The organism is Telluria mixta, assembly GCF_029223865.1.
Classification (GTDB): Bacteria; Pseudomonadota; Gammaproteobacteria; order Burkholderiales; family Burkholderiaceae_D; genus Telluria; species Telluria mixta.
Window position 1 is genome coordinate 1,532,937 of record NZ_CP119520.1, and the last position, 18,069, is coordinate 1,551,005.

Annotated in this window: 14 protein-coding genes and 1 pseudogene; 6 read left to right on the forward strand and 9 right to left on the reverse strand. The window is 64.9% G+C overall.

Annotation, left to right across the window (positions count from 1 at the left end; all coding sequences use genetic code 11):
* Positions 1-96: 96 nt before the first annotated feature.
* Positions 97-2,079: a PhoX family protein gene (locus P0M04_RS06755; protein WP_259448176.1), complete on the reverse strand. Its 1,983-nt coding sequence runs from the start codon at positions 2,077-2,079 to the stop codon at positions 97-99.
* Between the two features lie 275 nt (positions 2,080-2,354).
* Here P0M04_RS06755 and P0M04_RS06760 point away from each other — a divergent pair, with 275 nt between their 5' ends.
* Positions 2,355-3,779, forward strand: coding sequence for a hypothetical protein (locus P0M04_RS06760; protein ID WP_259448177.1), 1,425 nt, complete (start codon positions 2,355-2,357; stop codon positions 3,777-3,779).
* A gap of 11 nt (positions 3,780-3,790) precedes the next feature.
* Positions 3,791-5,500 carry a GMC oxidoreductase gene (locus tag P0M04_RS06765; protein WP_259448178.1) on the forward strand — a complete coding sequence of 570 codons (1,710 nt, stop codon included), beginning with the start codon at positions 3,791-3,793 and terminating at the stop codon, positions 5,498-5,500.
* A gap of 119 nt (positions 5,501-5,619) precedes the next feature.
* Here P0M04_RS06765 and P0M04_RS06770 read toward each other — a convergent pair whose 3' ends face one another.
* From P0M04_RS06770 to P0M04_RS06780, 3 genes are all read right to left on the reverse strand, one after another.
* The gene (locus tag P0M04_RS06770; protein WP_259448179.1) at positions 5,620-6,612 is read right to left on the reverse strand and encodes an Abi family protein; all 993 of its coding nucleotides are present in this window, start codon (positions 6,610-6,612) and stop codon (positions 5,620-5,622) included.
* Positions 6,613-6,651: 39 nt separating this feature from the next.
* Entirely contained in the window at positions 6,652-7,743 is a 1,092-nt protein-coding gene (gene ychF, locus P0M04_RS06775; protein WP_259448180.1) for a redox-regulated ATPase YchF, read from the reverse strand.
* A gap of 98 nt (positions 7,744-7,841) precedes the next feature.
* Positions 7,842-8,939 carry a patatin-like phospholipase family protein gene (locus P0M04_RS06780; RefSeq protein WP_259448181.1) on the reverse strand — a complete coding sequence of 366 codons (1,098 nt, stop codon included), beginning with the start codon at positions 8,937-8,939 and terminating at the stop codon, positions 7,842-7,844.
* 128 nt (positions 8,940-9,067) lie between these two features.
* Between P0M04_RS06780 and P0M04_RS32860 the strand changes: the two are divergent.
* A pseudogene (locus tag P0M04_RS32860) lies at positions 9,068-9,586 on the forward strand (DUF3857 domain-containing transglutaminase family protein); the annotation flags it as partial.
* Between the two features lie 1,086 nt (positions 9,587-10,672).
* Here the strand turns inward: P0M04_RS32860 and P0M04_RS32865 are convergent.
* Positions 10,673-11,260, reverse strand: a complete 588-nt coding sequence (locus P0M04_RS32865) for a GNAT family N-acetyltransferase (RefSeq protein ID WP_371877266.1) — start codon at positions 11,258-11,260, stop codon at positions 10,673-10,675.
* A gap of 147 nt (positions 11,261-11,407) precedes the next feature.
* Here P0M04_RS32865 and P0M04_RS06790 point away from each other — a divergent pair, with 147 nt between their 5' ends.
* Together P0M04_RS06790 and P0M04_RS06795 are read left to right on the forward strand one after the other, a co-directional pair.
* Positions 11,408-11,617, forward strand: coding sequence for a cold-shock protein (locus tag P0M04_RS06790; RefSeq protein WP_105378850.1), 210 nt, complete (start codon positions 11,408-11,410; stop codon positions 11,615-11,617).
* Positions 11,618-11,741: 124 nt separating this feature from the next.
* The gene (locus P0M04_RS06795) at positions 11,742-13,172 is read left to right on the forward strand and encodes an HD domain-containing phosphohydrolase (RefSeq protein ID WP_259448183.1); all 1,431 of its coding nucleotides are present in this window, start codon (positions 11,742-11,744) and stop codon (positions 13,170-13,172) included.
* A gap of 9 nt (positions 13,173-13,181) precedes the next feature.
* Here P0M04_RS06795 and pth read toward each other — a convergent pair whose 3' ends face one another.
* Together pth and P0M04_RS06805 are read right to left on the reverse strand one after the other, a co-directional pair.
* Positions 13,182-13,766 carry an aminoacyl-tRNA hydrolase gene (pth, locus tag P0M04_RS06800; protein WP_259448184.1) on the reverse strand — a complete coding sequence of 195 codons (585 nt, stop codon included), beginning with the start codon at positions 13,764-13,766 and terminating at the stop codon, positions 13,182-13,184.
* A gap of 80 nt (positions 13,767-13,846) precedes the next feature.
* On the reverse strand, positions 13,847-14,626 hold the full coding sequence (locus tag P0M04_RS06805; protein ID WP_259448185.1) for an alpha/beta fold hydrolase: 780 nt from the start codon (positions 14,624-14,626) through the stop codon (positions 13,847-13,849).
* A gap of 133 nt (positions 14,627-14,759) precedes the next feature.
* Between P0M04_RS06805 and P0M04_RS06810 the strand changes: the two genes are divergently transcribed.
* Positions 14,760-16,214: an HD domain-containing phosphohydrolase gene (locus P0M04_RS06810; protein ID WP_259448186.1), complete on the forward strand. Its 1,455-nt coding sequence runs from the start codon at positions 14,760-14,762 to the stop codon at positions 16,212-16,214.
* Positions 16,215-16,271: 57 nt separating this feature from the next.
* Here the strand turns inward: P0M04_RS06810 and P0M04_RS06815 are convergent, their stop codons facing one another.
* Both P0M04_RS06815 and P0M04_RS06820 read right to left on the reverse strand, forming a co-directional pair.
* Positions 16,272-16,859 carry a 50S ribosomal protein L25/general stress protein Ctc gene (locus tag P0M04_RS06815; RefSeq protein ID WP_259448187.1) on the reverse strand — a complete coding sequence of 196 codons (588 nt, stop codon included), beginning with the start codon at positions 16,857-16,859 and terminating at the stop codon, positions 16,272-16,274.
* 192 nt (positions 16,860-17,051) lie between these two features.
* Entirely contained in the window at positions 17,052-18,002 is a 951-nt protein-coding gene (locus P0M04_RS06820; RefSeq protein ID WP_105378856.1) for a ribose-phosphate pyrophosphokinase, read from the reverse strand.
* Positions 18,003-18,069 lie beyond the last annotated feature (67 nt).

Consider the following 18,069-nt stretch of genomic DNA (forward strand, 5'->3'; position numbering starts at 1 on the left):
CGAAGGCGGGGGCCCAATTTCTGGCTGCGTGGCCGCACACTCAACTTGGATCCCCGCCTTCGCGGGGATGACGGTTCAACAGTTAGCGGTCTACGGTTACGCCTTGGCCAGCTTGAACTGCGCCAGCTCACCGGTCAGGTACCCGACCGCCGCACCGAACTTGTCCTTGTAATTGGCCTTGATGAGCGGATCCAGCGTGCCCTTGACGTTGGCGTGGATGCCACCCCAGTCGCCGGGATGCTGGAAGTTGCTCATGATGTAGGTCCAGCCGTTGACGTCGTCGACGGCATGCAGGCCCGTCGACTCGCCGCCGGCCGGCACGGACAGCAGGCGCGCGAGCTGCTTCGTGTCGACGTTGTACGCCCACAGGAAGTTGTTCACGTGCTGGCTGCTGTCTTCGCCGATGAACAGCGTGCGCATCTTCTCCGAGAACTTCAGGTTGTCCGGGTTGCCCACCTTGTCCGGGTTCGCCGTGTTGCCGAGGGCGTCGGCGGCGATGTCCTCGCCGACCAGCAGCGGCTTCGTATCCGCCGGCATCCACTCGCTGTTGATGGCATTGCCGGCCGTGTCCTTCTGGCCGCCCTTCAGGTTCAGCATCATGACAGCACCCGCGTTCAGCGCCTTCGGGATCGAGATGCCGTTGCCCGGCACGTTCAGCGCGTGTCCGGCCACCATCGAGCTCTGGCAGTTCTGCAGGGCCGAGTAGGCGATCTTGTCCTTGATGTTGACGGTGGTGCCTTCCATCTTCGTGAAGCCCATCGACGCGCCGACGAGGGCGGCGTAGCGGTGCGTCTCCAGGAACGCGGCCGCCTTTTCCATGCCGGCCTTCACCTTGATCCACTCGACGCGGCCGTTGGCGGTGACCTTCGTGTAGGTCGCATCCGCCGGGTCGGTCGTCTTGACGTCCATGATGTCGGCCGGTTTCAGCGACGCGGCCAGCGAGCGGATCTCGGCGCTCGTGGCGGCGCCGAGCTTGATCCACGTGAGCGGTGCGGCGGCGGCGGCCGGGTCCAGCGAGAAGCCGGTGCCGACCTTGGCCACGTACAGCGTGCCCGCGGACAGGTCTTTCTCTTTATCGGCCACGAACACGAAGTAGCCGCTGTTGGTGGCGTCGTCGCCCATGATCACGGTGCGGTTGTCCGGCATCACCTGCACCAGCTCGTGCGAGATGCGGCCCAGGCAGTAGTGCTTCTTGATCGACGCCGTGCCGTCCGTGTTGACCGTCACTTCCGGCAGGTGGCCGTAGTTGTACGGGTTCGCCTTCGTCTCGTCGCCGTACAGGTTCTTGCTGAAGGCCTTGAATTGCGCGTCGGTGGCCGCGAGGTAGGCGTTCGGCTCGTACTCCTCGCTCGACAGGTGCGTGCCCCACGGCGACAGGCTGGCGCCGCACGTGATCCACAGGCCGTTGACGCTGGACGTATCGACGTTGTGGTACTTCACGAGCGTCAGCTTGCCGGTGGTCTTGTCCTGGTCGAGGGTCAGTACGGCGATCGGCGACGGCAGCTTGCCGTACATGTCCGTCTTGCCGTCCTGCGCCCACGTCGTGTACTCGAACTGCACGACGGCGAACACCGGATTGCCCTTCACGCCGGCCACATTCGCGTTCGGCACCGTCAGCAGCGACGTGCCGTCCGGCGAGTCCGAGAAGAACTGGCGCTCCTTGCCGGCGACGGTGGTGTCGACGATAGCCTTGTTGTTGATGTCGTAGTAGCCGCCGGCGAGGATGGTGCCGCCGCTGCCGTTCGGGACCATGTCGCCCGTGATGAAAAACGGTTGATACGACAGCTTGAAATCGAGCTTGCTGCTGTCGCTGAAATTGACCGTCATCGTCGAGCCGACGGACGTCGTCGCCATCGCCGCGGCGGCAGCCAGGGTCGGCGCCGTCATCGAACCGAACGACACGCTGGCGAGGGTCACGGCCGGCGTCGTCGGCGCGGTGGTCGTCGGGGTGTCATTGTCGCTGCCGCCGCCGCAGCCGGCCAGCAGAGCGGCCACGCCGCCGGCGCCCAGCGGCAGCATCGGGGTGGCGCCCATCAGGCGAAGCAGGCGGCGGCGGGACACGTCGGGATTCGGGTTCATGCGTCAACTCTCCAGGAAGTAAATTGCAATGCCCGGGAGAATAGTGGACGAGTATGTCGTCTTGATTACATAACGATAATCATGCAAGCCGATGCGTCGCGGTGGTTTTCTCGGTGGTCGCCTACATCGGAATCAGATAAATCCGAACCGACGGCATGGCAATGCCCTCCGTCAGTGTTGATTATTGGAATTCTTGCGCTCCTTCAAAGTTATGGCACCTGCGGCGCGTTAGTTTCCCAAAGCAATCAAACCACCGACGAAAGGGGACGCATCGCATGAAACCCGGATACTTCAGCCTGGCCCTGTGCCTGATCCCGCTGGCCGCGACGGCCGCACCGGTCGCGACACCGTACGCGGACAACAACGGCGCACTGCCGCCGGCCAGCCAGTACAACGGCCCGTTGTTCAAGCTCAGCCACGCGTACCCCGCCAAGGCCGCAACACCGGCCATGCCCTGGCGCGACGCCATCCAGAACGGCCAGATCACGCTCCAGAACGCGAGCGTGTACGCCCAGGCGCTGAAGGAGGCGGTCGGCAAGGATATGCGGACCCTGCTGTTCGACTACACGCACTGGGACGCCGCCGCGCGCGGCTGGTACAACGAACCATGGCTGGGCAGTGCCTCACCGGCCCTCAGGTACGGCGGACGCGAAGCCATCCACGGCATGTACGTCGGCACGAACCCGCTGGACGCCTCGCTCTTCGCCGCCAGCGGCCTGAAGCGGCCGATCACGACATACGTGCTGACCTACTACGACAAGGTCGCCGCCCAGACCCTGAACCACATCTGGACGGCGGGTGGCGGCATGAAGCCGAACGTCACGCCCACCAGCACCCAGTTCGCGGAAGGTTCGCTGATCATCAAGGCCGCGTTCGTCACCGCCGGGCCGGATGTGTGGCCCGTGATGGCCGGCACCCAGGCCTGGCCGCTGTACATCTCGACCAACGCCACAGCCAACCCCAACCCCAACGACGCCCCGCCGCCGAAGGTGACGAACACGTACCTGATGCAGTTCGACATCATCGTCAAGGACAGCCAGTCCGCCCCGGACACCGGCTGGGTCTTCACGACACTCGTGTACGACAAGAACGCCAAGCCCGGCCCGAACGGCATCTGGGACCAGATGGTCGTGCTCGGCGCGCAATGGGGTAACGACCCGCAGGCCAACAGTACGGTCAACCCGGCCGCGCCCCTGCTGCAGAACTGGAACAACCCGGCCGCGCCCGCGTACGGCAGCGCCACGCTCGGCTGGGGCAACCGCCTGTCCGGTCCGAACGACGGCGCCATGAACGACATCGGCTACAAGGATGCAAGCGGCCAGCAGAAGATCGTGAAGAATGCGCAGGACTCCTCGTGCATGGGCTGTCACAGCACCGCCCAGTGGAACGTGAAGGCCAACGACATGCCGCACTGGCTGCTGCCCTCGCTGTCGACCAAGGACAAGAAAGCCCCCGTACCGGTCGAGGGTAGCGATACCGCCTTCCTGTCGCCGCCCCCCGGTTCGGTGGAATGGCTGAAATGGTTCCAGAACCGCAAGGGCAACGTGCCGATGGACGCCGGCAGCGTCGCCGCCGACTTCGACATGGTGCTGACCTTCAAATCCCTCCCGCTGTGGTCCACCGCAACGACCGGCAAGGCGCACCGTCTCGCCGGTTTCGACCTCCGCGGCAAGCCGCTCGCGCCGCGCGCGGGCAAATAAGAGGAGGCCCCATGTCAACCAACTACAAACGCTTTTATACGAAAGCGGGCGCCATGCCGGCCGGGATCAGCGAAGGTTACCCGGTGCCGGGCCCGCAGACGGCGGACGCCGACCGCATCGCGACCAGCGCCTTCTTCACGACCGACTGGGCGCAGGCGCAAGCGACGCCGTACGACTTCATCGTCATCGGTACGGGCCCCACCGCCGTCGCATTCATCGACCGCGTGCTGGCGCGCAATCCGCAGGCGCGCATCCTCGTGCTGGAGCGCGGCGGCTACTGGCTGCCCGTGCATTACCAGATGCTGCCGGCGGCCTTCCAGGCCACCAGCTCGCCCTGCACGACGTATCCGTGGACGCGCAGCACGGCGATGGCCACGACCGGCTCGAAGTTCTTCCAGGCCGGCTACATCCCCGTGCTGGGCGGGCGCTCGACCTACTGGAGCGCCTGGTGCCCGGCACCGGAACCGGACCTGATGCGCGACTGGCCGCAGGCGCTCGTCGACGTCACGCGCAAGCCTGGCTTCTGGGACAGTGCCCGCGCCTTCCTGCACGTGACGACGGCGGACCGCATCGACGACACCGTCTATGGCAGCCTGCAGCGCCAGCTCGACACCAACCTGCGCGAGAACTTCAAGCGCTTCGTGCCGTCGGCCGAAGGCGCGTTCCCGGCACCGATGGCCGTCGGCCACAGCGAATGGCAAGGTGTGAAGTTCTACAAGTACTCGACGGTCGGCGCCCTGCTCGGCCTTCAGCAGCGCCAGCAGGCCCTCGCGGACCATGGCCACGGCCAGGAACTGGCGCTCGTCGACCAGTGCATCGTCCAGCGGCTGCTGCACGACGGCCAGGGCACTGTCACCGCGCTCTACACGAGCCGCGGCCCGCTAAGCGTGGGCAATGTGCGCATCGTGCTGGCGATGGGGACGATCCCGCCGGCGACCCTGCTGATGAACTCCTTCGGCGACCAGCTGCCGAACATCGGCAAGCGCTACACGGGCCACTTCATGTCGCACGTGATCGCGCGCGTCAAACGGTCGGCGTTCAAGGATCTCGCTGCGCTGGAACTGGGCGCGCAATACCTGCACGGGAAGGATGAGCAGGGCCTGCAATACCACGTGCAGGTGAGTGCCTTTGCCTCCAGCGACCCGGCCGGCGACGCCGCCACCATCGCGTACGAGGCGCCGGACGCCGCAGCCGTCGCGTCGATGGCGCAGCTGACCGGTTCGGAAGACTATGTCGTGTTCGTGTGCGCCACCTTGGGCGAGGTCGGCGAGAACAATCCCGACAACTGGATCCGCCCGAACGGCGGCCCCGACCCGACGACGAACATCACCGTGCAACTGCAGGCCGGCCCGCGCGAACAGCATCTGTGGGACGTGCTGGACGAAGCCACCTACCAGACCATCGCCGCCCTGGCCAGCCGGGGCAGCGGTGCGACGCCCGAGATCGAATACTGGATCGAAGGCGGCGCGCCGGAACAGGGCTTCTGGCAGACGCGCCGGCCGGGCAAGCAGCAGATCCGCCTGCCGATCATCGTGCACGAGGCGTCGTCGTTGTGGATCGGGGAGGATCCGGCCACGTCCGTCGTCGGGCTGGATTATCGGCCGCATGGGGTCAGGAATGTCTATGTCACCGGGGGTGGGCTGTTTCCGACGTCGGGGTCGTGGAATCCGACTTTGACCATGTGTGGGTTGGCGCAGGATCTGGCGGAGAGGCTGAGCTGACGGGATCCGGAGTCGAAGTTGACCGTGCCGTCAACTTTCGTTAAAATTGTAGATAACACGGCCCTTCTCGGTGATTCCACTTCGGTGGGAAAGCTGCTGAAGGGTTTTTTATTTCTACTTTACCAGTCCGCTTCCCAACCTTCCGGAACACCCATCCCCGCCAGGTTGAGTCCTAGATGAGATAAGTTCGGGAAGGCGCGAAGATGTGCTCTCATCCGTTCCGGCCAGCTGGAACGCGGGTTGATGACGCGCATTAAGTGCCGTGTGATCCTCAGCAGCAAAAAACACCGGGCCCGGACATGCTGGTCCGTCTCGAACGACATCACCCAAGGCTGTTCTGTTGTCGCGGGCAATCGTGGTTGATCGACGATATTACGATTCCATAACCGGCTGTGGTGGGCGCATACGTTGCGCAGATAATTCAGACTGCGTAGCCAGGTGGCGAAAATACGTCCGTTACTGATTCCATATTGTCCGGCAATCGCATCCTGCTCAGTTTCACGCATTCCGTGGAACAACGTCGACATCGTACCGAAATCCCATACCTCGCATGCCACCCACATTGCCAACGGCAATCCGTATTTTTCCTTGTTGTGGCGGACGAATTCTTCCTTCGAACGGTTGATCAGTTGCGCATGCTTTCCGAGCCACTCATGGTGTCGCGTTAGGCCACTACTCTTATCCAGTTTGCTACTGAAGTCCTCATGAAAGTACTCGGGCTTAAGATAGGCAAACCTGTCGAGCCGACCAAGCACATGGGACACGTCAACGCGTAAAGCAACTTCGATACGCTCAAGCGCGTCCAGTGCGAGTAAGCGCAACTGCTTGTCGAACACGTAGAGATCAACTGCGTTCTGAAATGTGGCGCCCGGTTTGAACTGATCGAAGAGCAAAGTCTCGATCTTTACTTTCTTAGGCTTTCGACAGTCTTCCCCAAGCAGGATCAAAGGTCCGCTTCGCTCACGAAACGCAAACCAGTAACCACTCAGCCGGTAGTAGCCGATACGCTCGAGGTAATCAAGCGCCAGCGCACGATCACCGACAAGCATGCCACGAGAAACAAGTTGATCGAGTTGCTCCTCGTAGCTTTTCCAGGGTTTGGAATAAGTCATCAGCGCCGACGCAGGAATCCACTGGATTCCTACCTATGCTTACACGTTGAACAGGAAGTTCAACACATCCCCATCCTTAACGATATATTCCTTGCCTTCCGCACGCATCTTGCCCGCTTCCTTGGCGCCCGCTTCACCCTTGTAGGTGATGTAGTCGTCGAAGGAAATGGTCTGCGCGCGGATGAAGCCGCGTTCGAAGTCCGTGTGGATCACGCCGGCCGCCTGCGGGGCGGTAGCGCCGATCGGGACGGTCCAGGCGCGCACTTCCTTCACGCCGGCCGTGAAATAGGTTTGCAGGCCCAGCAGCTTGAAGGCGGCGCGGATCAGGCGGTCGAGGCCCGGCTCTTCCATGCCCAGGTCGGCCAGGAATTCCAGCTTGTCGGCGTCGTCCAGGTTGGCGATTTCCGATTCGATGGCGGCGGAGATCGCGACGATTGGCGCGTTCTGCTTGTTGGCGAATTCCGTCAGCAGGTCCAGCAGCGGATTGTCCTTGAAACCGCTCTCGGAGACGTTGGCCACGAACATGGCCGGTTTCGCCGTGATCAGGCACAGCGGCTTGATCAGTTCCATCTGGTCGGCGTCCAGGCCCAGCGTGCGTGCGGGCTGGCCTTCGTTCAGGTGCGGCAGCAGCTTTTCCAGGATCGCGACCAGCTTGATCGCGTCCTTGTCGCCGGCACGCGCCTTTTTCTGCTCGCGGTGCAGGGCTTTCTCGGCGGTGCCCATGTCGGCCAGTGCCAGTTCGGTCTGGATGACTTCGATGTCGTCGATCGGGCTGACCTTGCCGGCCACGTGGATGACGTTCGGGTCTTCGAAGCAGCGCACGACGTTGACGATGGCGTCCGTCTCGCGGATGTGCGACAGGAACTGGTTGCCCAGGCCCTCGCCCTTCGACGCGCCGGCCACGAGGCCCGCGATGTCGACGAACTCGACGATGGCCTTGACGACGCGCTCCGGCTTCACGATGGCCGACAGCTGGTCGATGCGCGGATCCGGCACCTCGACGACGCCGACGTTCGGCTCGATGGTGCAGAACGGGTAGTTTTCAGCCGGGATGCCGGCCTTGGTCAGGGCGTTGAACAGGGTGGACTTGCCGACGTTGGGCAGGCCGACGATGCCGCATTTGAGACTCATGGGAAGCTTTCAGGGGTCGAATTTACGAAACCCCGTATTGTACCTCCGCTTGCCTGCAAAGACCGCAAACAGGCCGCGAACTGGCCAGTTTACGTCGCTTAAAGCGGACGAATCCGTGCAAGATCCGGTTTGTTCACAAATGCTGTGAAGGCATCCTGCAGCCGCTCGCCCTCGTCCATCGCCTGCCGCCAGGCACGGATACGGGCATCGTGATCCAGCCCATAAAACTTGAAATCGCTGCGGTCGATGATTTTTCCGCGCGGCATCTTGTCAAGAAAGTCATGGCTCGGCGCCACGATCAGCACGTTGTCCAGCCAGCCGCGATTCGGCCCGCGGGCGGCGCGGCGCCACGGCAGCGCCTTGTCCAGCCAGCCCGGCACGATGTGCTCGGAGAAATGCGGATACAGCACGATGTCGCCGGACGCCTGCTCAGCCACCCGGGAATACGGCAGCGCCAGGTTGTAGTCGATGATGCCGCCATCCCAGTAGTGGCCGGGCGGTGCGCCGGCGATGTCGCGCACGGGCTTCATCAGCATGGGTAACGTGCCCGAGGCCAGCAGGCCGGCCGCGAGATTCTCCGGCGTGAGCGGCGAGAAATGCGTGGCGAAGCTGTCGAAGCGGTCGCGCAGCCAGGGCGTGTGTGCGCGGCCGTCGCCGAGCACGACGCGGTCCATCAGGTGTGCCAGCTTGTCGCGCGAAAAGAGGTTGTGCAGCGCGGCCGCCGCGAATCCGCGCATCTCGGCATGACGGTGGCGCGGCGCCGCGAGGGCACGCTTCCCGCGCACCGTCAGCACGTGCAGGCGGTAGTAAGGGTGGTTGACGATGTCGTCCTCGTGACCCCGCACGAATTCGTTCAGCAGGCCCTGCACGACGGCATCGATCTGGTCCTGCGACGGCTTCGTGCTCGTATAGCGCTGGCCACTGTAGAGCTCACCCAGGCGTGCGAACGCCTTGACCGGATCGCGCTGGCAGGCGGCGGCCATGCGCCAGGCGCCGATCGACGAGCCGATCAGCACGCGCTCGCGCGGCGCGCGCGGGAACCACTCGCCGAACACCCACTGGTCGAGGGCGCGGAACACGAGGCCCTTCGGTCCGCCGGCTGCGGCGGGCACGACGGCGATGTCTTCCGCCCGCAAACCATGCGTGCGGATCCGGGCCAGGGCCAGCGGGCCCGCGTGGAAAGTCAGTGCAGTCATCGCGAAATTATCGCAGGAAGAGCACGATTGCGTGGGCTCAAGGGTTGACGTGTCCTGCTCCGTAACATGGTCCGGTCGTCCTGACTGGAGCCAGCATGATCAGTAGATATTGTGCCCTGCTAATGCTCATGATCGTCACGCTGCTGGCGCCGATTGGCCATGCTCGGACTGGCACGGGCATTGATGCGTCCATCATCGTCGAGCGCCATGTGCGCCACTACCTCGTCGAGCAGGACGGCACCTACCGGCTCACCGTGGACGACGTGCGTACCATCGCCGGTTCGCACGCCCCGCAGGACCAGAACCGGTTCATCATCCCCTACGACAAGGCGCTCGACGAGCTCCCGACGGTAGACGCATACACGCAAAAGCCCGACGGGCGGCGCATTCCCGTGCCGCAAGACGCGCACACAAGAACCGTCGTGTTCCCCGATGCGGCGATGGGCGACCAGCTGGTCGCGCACTACGTCATCCGCCGTCGCGTACCGCCGTTGTCCGGGCACTTCGAAGACGTGGCGGTCATGCCTGTTCACTTCCACAGGAACACCACGCTGATCTACGACATGCCGGCAGCGCTGCCGCTGCACGCGGATGCCGTCGGCTTCGTACCGATACCGGCGGACAGTCCTCCGGGCCGGCGACGCTACCAATGGCGCTACGTGAACGGGAGTGAGATACGTGTCGAGGCCGGTGCCGTCAGCGTGCTCGACGACGGGCACCGCCTGGCGGTGTCCACCATTGCCGATTACCCGGCGCTCGCCGCCGCCGTACGCGACGCCATGTCCGCCAAGCGCCTGCCCTCCCCGGCCATCGCGACGCTGGCACACCAGTTGACCTCCGCATTGCCCGGCACGCGCGCCCGCGTGCTGGCCCTGTCCGACTGGGTGCGCAAAAATGGCCGCCACGGCGACGCCAAGGACCACGCCACACAGCTGCAAGCCATGCTGGCGGCCATCGGCATCGACAGTACGCCGGCTCTCGTCAACGGCGGCAATGCCTACCGGCTGCCGGACGCGCCCGTGCTGGCCGTCCTCGACCACATGATCCTGTACGTGCCGGCGCTGGACCTGTTCGTCGACCCGGCCGCCGCATCCGTCCAGGCGGGCTATTTGCCGCCCGCCCTGCTGGGCAAGCCCGTGCTGCTGCTCAGGAGCGGGACGTTCGCGATGACGCCCGTGCTGCAGCCGCAGAAGGTGCGCGCGGTGGCCACGGTCGACGTCGGGCAGGATGGGCACGTCGACTTCAACGTGGACCGGACCGTGTCCGGCGCGCTGGCCGAACCATTGCGCACAAGCCCCTTGCTGCGCGATGTGAAGCTAGCGAATGACAACGACACGCTGACGCTGTCCGGTACCGACGTCATCGGTCATATGCGCACGGGCCGGACACTGGCAACGCACCACCCGGCCTGGAGCGCCGTGGACGCCGCCATGGCCGGCCTGACGCAGGAACGCGACCGGCACCACGACTTCGTCTGCCCGGCCATCGACGCCGGGGACGAGACCCGGCTGCGCCTGCCCGCGGGCCTGCGGTTCACATCTCTGCCCGGGACGGCCAGCGTGATTACCGGCGGCATCTTCTATCGCGCAACCTACACGCGCGAAAGCGATGGTGTGCTGGTCAAACGCCGCCTCACATTCCGCCACGGCCGCGCGACCTGCACGCCGGAGGACTATCGCGCCATGCAGCCGGCACTGGAACGCATCCGGCGCGACCTGCGCAGCCGCGTCACCTTAGGCAAACGCATCCCGCCACCCACGCGCACGCAACCCGGCCACGGCCTCGTCCGTGAGATCGAAGCGCAAGTCGACGCGATCCCGGCCCGAGCGGTAGCCGCCGGGCCAGCGGGCGATCTCGACGAAGCCGCAGCGTTTGAAAAAGCCGGCCGTGTGCGGATGCGTATCGACCGTCACGTAGCGGGGCCGCAGCTTGCGTCCGGCCATGTGCAGCAGGCGATAGGCCAGCAGCGCACGGCCGATGCCCGTGCCGTGGCGGTCGGCCCGCACGAGGCCGAACACGAGCGTGCCGAGGTCGTAGAACTCGGACAATTCGTAGCCGCCGAAGCCGACGATCTCACCCGCCTCCACGACTACGAACAGCGGACCGTCCGGGTCGTCCAGCGCGGAACGCAGCCATGATTCTTCCGTCGCCGGAAAGTGATCCGGCACGTTGGAGCGAAATGCCGCCAGCACGGCTTTTCGGTCGTCTGGGCGGTAACGTCTGATTTTCAATTGCATGTCGATGTGAATAGTTATTCGTACCACCCCATAAAATAAATCCGAAATGCTTAGGTGATTCCGCACAACCCCTGTATATTTCATCGGGCACCTCGTCAAGTCGTCGTTATTGTTGGTTTCTTTCCCGTCTCGCCCGTCCGGGCATTCCTGTCTGATACCCCTCGGTTACACCTCTCTTGTTCGTGATGTGCATCGGGCATTTCGCCCTTAACATCTACTGAAGGTATCTACATGGCTACGCAAACCGGCACCGTGAAATGGTTCAACGACTCCAAGGGCTTCGGCTTCATCTCGCCTGACGCAGGCGGCGACGATCTGTTCGCGCACTTCAAGGACATCCAGTCGGAAGGCTTCAAAAGCCTGTCCGAAAACCAGCGCGTCTCTTTCGAACGCGCGCCCAGCCCCAAGGGCGATAAAGCGAGCAATATCCGCGCGATCTGATCGATCCCGCCTCTGCTGCACCAAAGGCCCGCTTGAGCGGGCTTTTTTACGTCCTGCGCCAGACACGCGCACACGACAGTTCGCGCGCCTTGTACGCCAGGGCAATGGCCGTTACATTAGTGCCATGCAACCCGATGAAACCATTACCGTCGAAGACGCCGTGCAGGTGCTGGCCATGGTCGGCGACCTGTCGATGGGTCTGCCGCCGGATCACTCCATCCGCACGGCACGCCTCGCCGCACGGCTGGCGGAAGAAAACGGCGACGGTGCCGATGCGTGCACGAGCACGAGATTGGTGGCGCTGCTGCGCTGGTCGGGCAGCACGGCGACGGCGGCCGGGTTCGCGCACCTGCTGGGCGATGACGTCAGGGGCCGCCATGCGATGGTGACCCGGACATTGTCCGGCCACGCGGGCCTCACGTTCGCCAACGTGATGCCGCTGGCGCAGATGCAGTGCGAAGTGGCGGGCGATATTGCCGTGCTGCTCGGGTTGCCGGGAGACGTCGAGAACAGCCTGCGCCACCTGTTCGGCAGCCACCACCGCGGCGACATGCAGGACGTGCTGTTTGCCCCGAACATTCCGCGCGCCGTGTTCTATGTGCGCCTGGCCGGTGACCTGGAAGTGCTCGCGCCCGCGCATGGCACCGACGGCGCCCTGCGCCTGATCGGCGAGCGCGCCGGCGTGAAATATCCGGCGACGCTCGTGCAGAGACTGTCGCCGCATGCGCAGGACTGGCTCAACATGCTGGAAGAACCTTCCTGCGCCGCCAATTATCCCGGTCACGACCGGCGCGTGCCATTGTCCATCGTGGCCGACGTCATCGAACTGAAACTGCCGTGGCTCACAGGCTATTCGCGCCGCGTGGCCGCGCTGGCGCGGCGCAGCGCGTCGCTGGCCGGCATGATGGCGCTGGAAGAAAGTCCGCTGGTGCGGGCCGCGCTGCTGCACGGCATCGGCAAGGTGGCCATACCGAACGTCGTGTGGGAGCGGCCAGGCAAGCTCGATGCGGACGACTGGGACCAGGTCCGCAAAGTGCCGTTCTGGACGGCACGCGCGGGCACGCAAATCCCGGCGATCCAGAACGAGGCCACGCTCGCGTCCTTCATGTACGAGCGCCTCGACGGCAGCGGTTATTTCCGCAAGGCGCGCGGCGAAGCGCTGGGCATGCAGGAACGGCTGCTCGGTGCGGCCGCCGCGTTCGTCTCGCTGTGTTCGCCGCGGCCGTGGCGTCCTGCACACGGGGAGGCGGCCGCGTCCACCTTGATGACGGCACAGGCGGCAGCCGGACGCTTCGACCGGCAGGCGGTGGAAGCCGTCCTCGCGGCGGCGCGCGGCGCGGAGAAGCCACGGCCCGTGCGCGACCGTCTGCTGTCAGACCGGGAACTCGAGGTACTGCGCCACATCACTCAGGGCGAAACGAGCCGGGAAGCGGCCCGCGCCATGCGCATCACGCCGGCGAGCGTCCGCATGCACGTCGACAATATCTTCCAGAAACTGGAATCGGGCTCGCGCCCGGCTGCCACGCTGAAGGCGCTGGCGCGCGGGCTCATCTGAGAGTCGAACTTAGTCCGTGTGCAGCTGCATGGTCGCAGCATTCATCTTGCCTTCGCACACCATCGGAATGATGCGCAGGCTTTTATCGATGGCTTCCTCGATCAGGGTCTGCTCTTCGCGGCGGGGACGATGGAGCACGAAGTCGGCGACGGCCTGCTGCAGGCTCAGCGTGCGCGGATGGCCGATGCCCAGGCGCAGGCGCCAGTAATCCTGTGTGCCGAGCGCGGCCGTGATGTCCTTCAGGCCGTTGTGGCCACCCGAGGAACCGCCACGCTTCAGCTTGGCCGCGCCGGGCGGCAGGTCGAGTTCATCATGTACGACGAGGATCTCTTCCGGTCCGATCTTGAAGAAGCGCGCCAGACCGCCGACGGACTGGCCGGAGCGGTTCATGAAGGTCAGCGGCTCGAGCAGCCAGACGTCCTTGCCCGAGATCGATGTCTTGGCGACCATGGCGTTGAAGCGCGATTCGCGCTGCAAGTGGCAACCGGGCAAGGAGTTGGCAAGGTTGTCGACGAGCCAGAAGCCGGCGTTGTGACGGGTTTGTTCGTATTCCGGGCCGGGGTTGCCGAGGCCGACGATCAGGCGGATGTGCATATAAAACGAAATAATCGAGCGTAAAGCTCGATTATCCCGTAAAACGCGGCCGTGCAGTCTAAAGCACGGCCGCGTTACCCTTATTTGCTCGCGGCGACAGCATCCAGGATCACCTTGGCGACGTCCGCCGGACGCGACTGCTGCGGCACGTGGCTGGTCGGCAGTTCGGTCGTTTTCGCGCCGATGGCCTTCGCGAAACGGCGTTCCAGGTCCGGCTGGATCATGCGGTCGTTCTTGCTGACGATGTACCAGCTCGGGTGGTTTTTCCAGGCGGCGACGGTTGTCTTCTCGCCGAACGCTTTCACGGCGATCGGGCCCTGCGTCGCGGCCATCACGGCGGCCTGCGCGGCGGGCACGTCCTGGGCGAAATCTTCCTTCAGCACGGCCGGCGACAGGCTGGCGAAACCGGCCTTGTCGACCGTCAGCTTGGTGATGCCGGGTGCCGGCGGCAGGTCCTTGCCGAGGTCGGCGGTAGCCTGGCCGGCGTCCGGCGCGAAGGCCGCGACGTACACGAGGCTGGCCACTTTATCGCCCGCGCCCGCTTCCGTGATCACGGTGCCGCCCCAGGAATGGCCGACCAGCACGACCTTGCCCGGCTGGTTGTCGATCGCGCGCTTCGTGGCGGCGACGTCGTCGGCCAGCGAGGTCAGGCTGTTCTGCACGGCCGTGACCTTGACGCCCTTGGCCTGCAGCAGCGGGATCACCTTGGCCCAGTCGGAACCGTCGGCGAAGGCGCCGTGGACGATGACGACGGACGGCTGCTCGGCGGCCGTGGCGGCCTGGGCGACACTGGTGCCGGCGGCGGCGATGGCAGCGGCGGCGGCGACGTTGCGGACGATGGTGGTGATCGATGCTTTCATGATGGCTCCTTTGGGTGGTTCGTTGTTGGGGTGTCGATGGAAGCCAGTGTAGAGAGACCGCCCGACGCGCGGTATCGGTTGAACGACCGACCCGGCGCTTGCCGCCATACGCCATCGTCGTTACAGTACCGGGATGCAAATCGACAACACCGTCACCGTCGAAGACGCCGTCCAGGCCCTGGCCCTCGTCGGCGACCTGTCCATGGGCCAGCCCACCGATGGCTCCATTCGCGCCGCACGGCTCGCGGCGCGCCTCGCGCAGGCCGACGGCGCTTCGCCGGATGGCTGCTGCCACGCGCGGCTCGTCGCCCTGCTGCGCTGGTCCGGCTGCACGGCGAACGCCTCCGGCTTCGCGACCCTGCTCGGCGACGACGTCGGCGGCCGCGACGCCATGCTCACGCAGACGCTGCCGGCGGACAATCCGCTGACGGTGCAAAGCGTGACGCCGCTCGCGCGCATCCACTGCGAAGTGTCGGGCGACATCGCCGGCCTGCTGGGCCTGCCGGCGGAAGTCGAGGCCGGGCTGCGCCACGTCTGGGAACATTACGACGGCAATGGCTTGCCGGAACGGCTGCGCGGGTCGGCCATCCCGACCGTCGTCTTCTACACGAGTCTCGCTGGCGACCTCGAGATCCTCGCGCGCACGCATGGCTTCGATGAGGCGTTGCAGATGATCGCCCGGATGGCCGACCGCAAATACCCGGCGCCGCTCGCGCGCCTGCTTGCCGATCATGCGCAGGCGTGGCTGGACGAACTGGACACGCCGGCGCCCGCTGCCGTCGACCCGCTGCTGGCGCGGCACGTGCCGCTGTCCATCGTGGCCGACATGATGGAGTTGAAGCTGCCGTGGCTGGCGGGCTATTCGCGCCGCGTGGCCGAGCTGGTGGAAGCGGCTGCCATCCGCGCCGACCTGTCCCCGGCCCAGCAGCAATGTCTCGGACGCGCCGCCCTCATCCACGGCATGGGCCGCGCGGCGGTGTCGAACACGATATGGGAACGGGAAGGCAAGCTCAGCGCCGCCGATTGGGAAAAGATCCGGCTGGTGCCGTACTGGACCGCGCGGGCCGGGGTCCAGATCCCGACCTTGCGTCTGGAAGCGGCACTGGCGTCGCACGCCTACGAACGGCTGGACGGCAGCGGCTATTTCCGCAACCTGGACGCCGATGCGCTCGGCCTGCCACACCGTCTGCTGGCGGCCGCGTGCGCGTACGTGGCGTTGTGCATGCCGCGGCCCTGGCGTCCGGCGTATGTGCCCGATGAGGCTGCACGTGTGCTGGCGGAACAGGCACAAAGCTTCGATACGAACGCCGTGCGCTACGTCATCGATGCGGCCGGCGTCCCGGCGGCCGGCGTCCCGGCGGCCGGCGGCCCTGCCCCCGCAGCGCCCGCCCGCAAGAACCTGCTATCGGACCGCGAAACCGAAGTCCTGCGCCGCATCAGCCTGGGCGAAAGCAACAAGGAAGCGGCACGGGTCATGCAGATCAGTCCGTCGACGGTACGCACGCACGTGGAAAGCATTTTCCGCAAGCTGGAGTGCTCGACGCGGGCCGCGGCCACGCTCAAGGCGCTGACGCTGGGTTTGATCTGAAAAACAAAAAACCCGCCGGACTCGCGTCGCGACGGGTTTTGTGATGCGGAGTAAAAATTACTCTGCAGCGGCTTCGGCCGTTGCGGCACCGCGCGGGATCGACGAGGTGGCGACGGTCTGGTCCTTGCCGTGGGCAACCACGGTCACGCCTTCCGGCAGGGTCAGCTGCGACACGTGGACCGACTGGCCGGCTTCCAGCGTCGACAGGTCGACGGTGATGAATTCCGGCAGTTGGCCCGGCAGGCAGGACACGTCCAGTTCGTTCAGCACGTGCGACACGATGGCGCCGCTCAGCTTGACTGCCGGCGAGATCTCGGCGTTGACGAAGTGCAGGGCGACCTTGGCGTGGATCGGCTGCGATGCGTCGACGCGCTGGAAGTCAGCGTGCAGGACCAGTTGCTTGTATGCGTGCATCTGGAAGTCGCGCAGCAGGACTTTCTGCGCCTTGCCGTCCAGTTCCAGATCCAGGATCGAACCGTGGAAAGCTTCTTTCTTGAGCGCGTGGTACAACGCGTTGCCATCCAGGGCGATCAGTTCCGGGGCAGCGGCGCCACCGTAGATGATGCCCGGGGTCTGGCCGGCGTTGCGCAGGCGGCGGCTCGCTCCGGTCCCCTGCTGAGTACGTGCAAATGCGACTACTTTCATGGTGTTACTCCAAAGTGTGGGTCCGAATGCCGGGGTGTGCCGGCCCGGTGACCCGGATTGTGACGCCCCCGCGACCAGGGGCATCGGTAAAGAGCGCACTTGCGCACGCTCAAGAAATTCCGTAAACCTTTGATACGTCAACGGCGCGCCGGCTTTTCAGCCAGGCGCGCCGCGCTTGCAACCTTGGTTCGATCAGTCGACGAACAGCGAGATGACCGAGTCGCCCTTGACGATACGCTTGAACGTTTCGGCCAGCAGCGGTGCGCAGGTCAGCTGGCGGATCTTGCCGCAAGCCTGGCCAGCCGGGCTCAGCGGGATCGTGTCGGTGACGACCAGTTCGTCCAGCGGCGAGTTCGAGATGCGCTCGATGGCCGGGCCGGACAGCACCGGGTGCGTGCAGTACGCGACGACTTTCTTCGCGCCACGCTCTTTCAGGACTTCGGCAGCCTTGGTCAGCGTGCCTGCGGTGTCGACCATGTCGTCCATGATCACGCAGTTGCGGCCTTCGACTTCACCGATGATGTTCATGACTTCCGACACGTTCGCCTTCGGGCGACGCTTGTCGATGATCGCCAGGTCGCAGCCGAGGCGCTTGGCCAGCGCACGGGCACGCACCACGCCGCCGACGTCCGGCGACACGACGAGCAGGTCGTCGTAGTTGCGCTTCTGCAGGTCACCCAGCAGCAGCGGCGACGCGTAGATGTTGTCGACCGGGATGTCGAAGAAGCCCTGGATCTGGTCGGCGTGCAGGTCCATGATCAGGACGCGCTCGACGCCGGCTTCCTGCAGCATGTTCGCGACGACCTTGGCCGAGATCGCGACACGCGCGGAACGCGGACGGCGATCCTGGCGGGCATAGCCGAAATAAGGAATCGCCGCGGTGATGCGGCCTGCCGATGCGCGCTTGAGAGCGTCGACCATCAGCATGATTTCCATCAGGCTGTCATTGGTGGGAGCGCAGGTCGATTGCAGAACGAAGACGTCCTTGCCACGAACGTTCTCGTTGATTTCGACCATGACTTCGCCGTCGGAGAACTTCGAGACCACGGCTTTGCCGAGAGGAATGCCGAGGTTTTTTGCGACCCCTTCTGCTAGCGCCGGATTGGCATTGCCGGTAAAAACCATCAGGTTTTCGTAAGCCATGGGAGTCCCAGAGATGTAAGAAGCGTTGAAAGAACTTGAAAAGCAGCTAATCGTCGGATGATTAACG

Bases quoted from the DNA above. Each gene is read 5' to 3' on its own strand.
- P0M04_RS06810 (WP_259448186.1), top strand. From the start codon at position 14,760: ATGCAAATCGACAACACCGTCACCGTCGAAGACGCCGTCCAGGCCCTG.
- pth (WP_259448184.1), bottom strand. From the start codon at position 13,766: ATGCACATCCGCCTGATCGTCGGCCTCGGCAACCCCGGCCCGGAATAC.
- P0M04_RS32865 (WP_371877266.1), bottom strand. From the start codon at position 11,260: ATGAAATATACAGGGGTTGTGCGGAATCACCTAAGCATTTCGGATTTA.
- P0M04_RS06815 (WP_259448187.1), bottom strand. From the start codon at position 16,859: ATGAAAGTAGTCGCATTTGCACGTACTCAGCAGGGGACCGGAGCGAGC.
- P0M04_RS06765 (WP_259448178.1), top strand. From the start codon at position 3,791: ATGTCAACCAACTACAAACGCTTTTATACGAAAGCGGGCGCCATGCCG.
- P0M04_RS06755 (WP_259448176.1), bottom strand. From the start codon at position 2,079: ATGAACCCGAATCCCGACGTGTCCCGCCGCCGCCTGCTTCGCCTGATG.
- P0M04_RS06770 (WP_259448179.1), bottom strand. From the start codon at position 6,612: ATGACTTATTCCAAACCCTGGAAAAGCTACGAGGAGCAACTCGATCAA.
- ychF (WP_259448180.1), bottom strand. From the start codon at position 7,743: ATGAGTCTCAAATGCGGCATCGTCGGCCTGCCCAACGTCGGCAAGTCC.
- P0M04_RS06790 (WP_105378850.1), top strand. From the start codon at position 11,408: ATGGCTACGCAAACCGGCACCGTGAAATGGTTCAACGACTCCAAGGGC.
- P0M04_RS06795 (WP_259448183.1), top strand. From the start codon at position 11,742: ATGCAACCCGATGAAACCATTACCGTCGAAGACGCCGTGCAGGTGCTG.
- P0M04_RS06805 (WP_259448185.1), bottom strand. From the start codon at position 14,626: ATGAAAGCATCGATCACCACCATCGTCCGCAACGTCGCCGCCGCCGCT.
- P0M04_RS06760 (WP_259448177.1), top strand. From the start codon at position 2,355: ATGAAACCCGGATACTTCAGCCTGGCCCTGTGCCTGATCCCGCTGGCC.
- P0M04_RS06820 (WP_105378856.1), bottom strand. From the start codon at position 18,002: ATGGCTTACGAAAACCTGATGGTTTTTACCGGCAATGCCAATCCGGCG.
- P0M04_RS06780 (WP_259448181.1), bottom strand. From the start codon at position 8,939: ATGACTGCACTGACTTTCCACGCGGGCCCGCTGGCCCTGGCCCGGATC.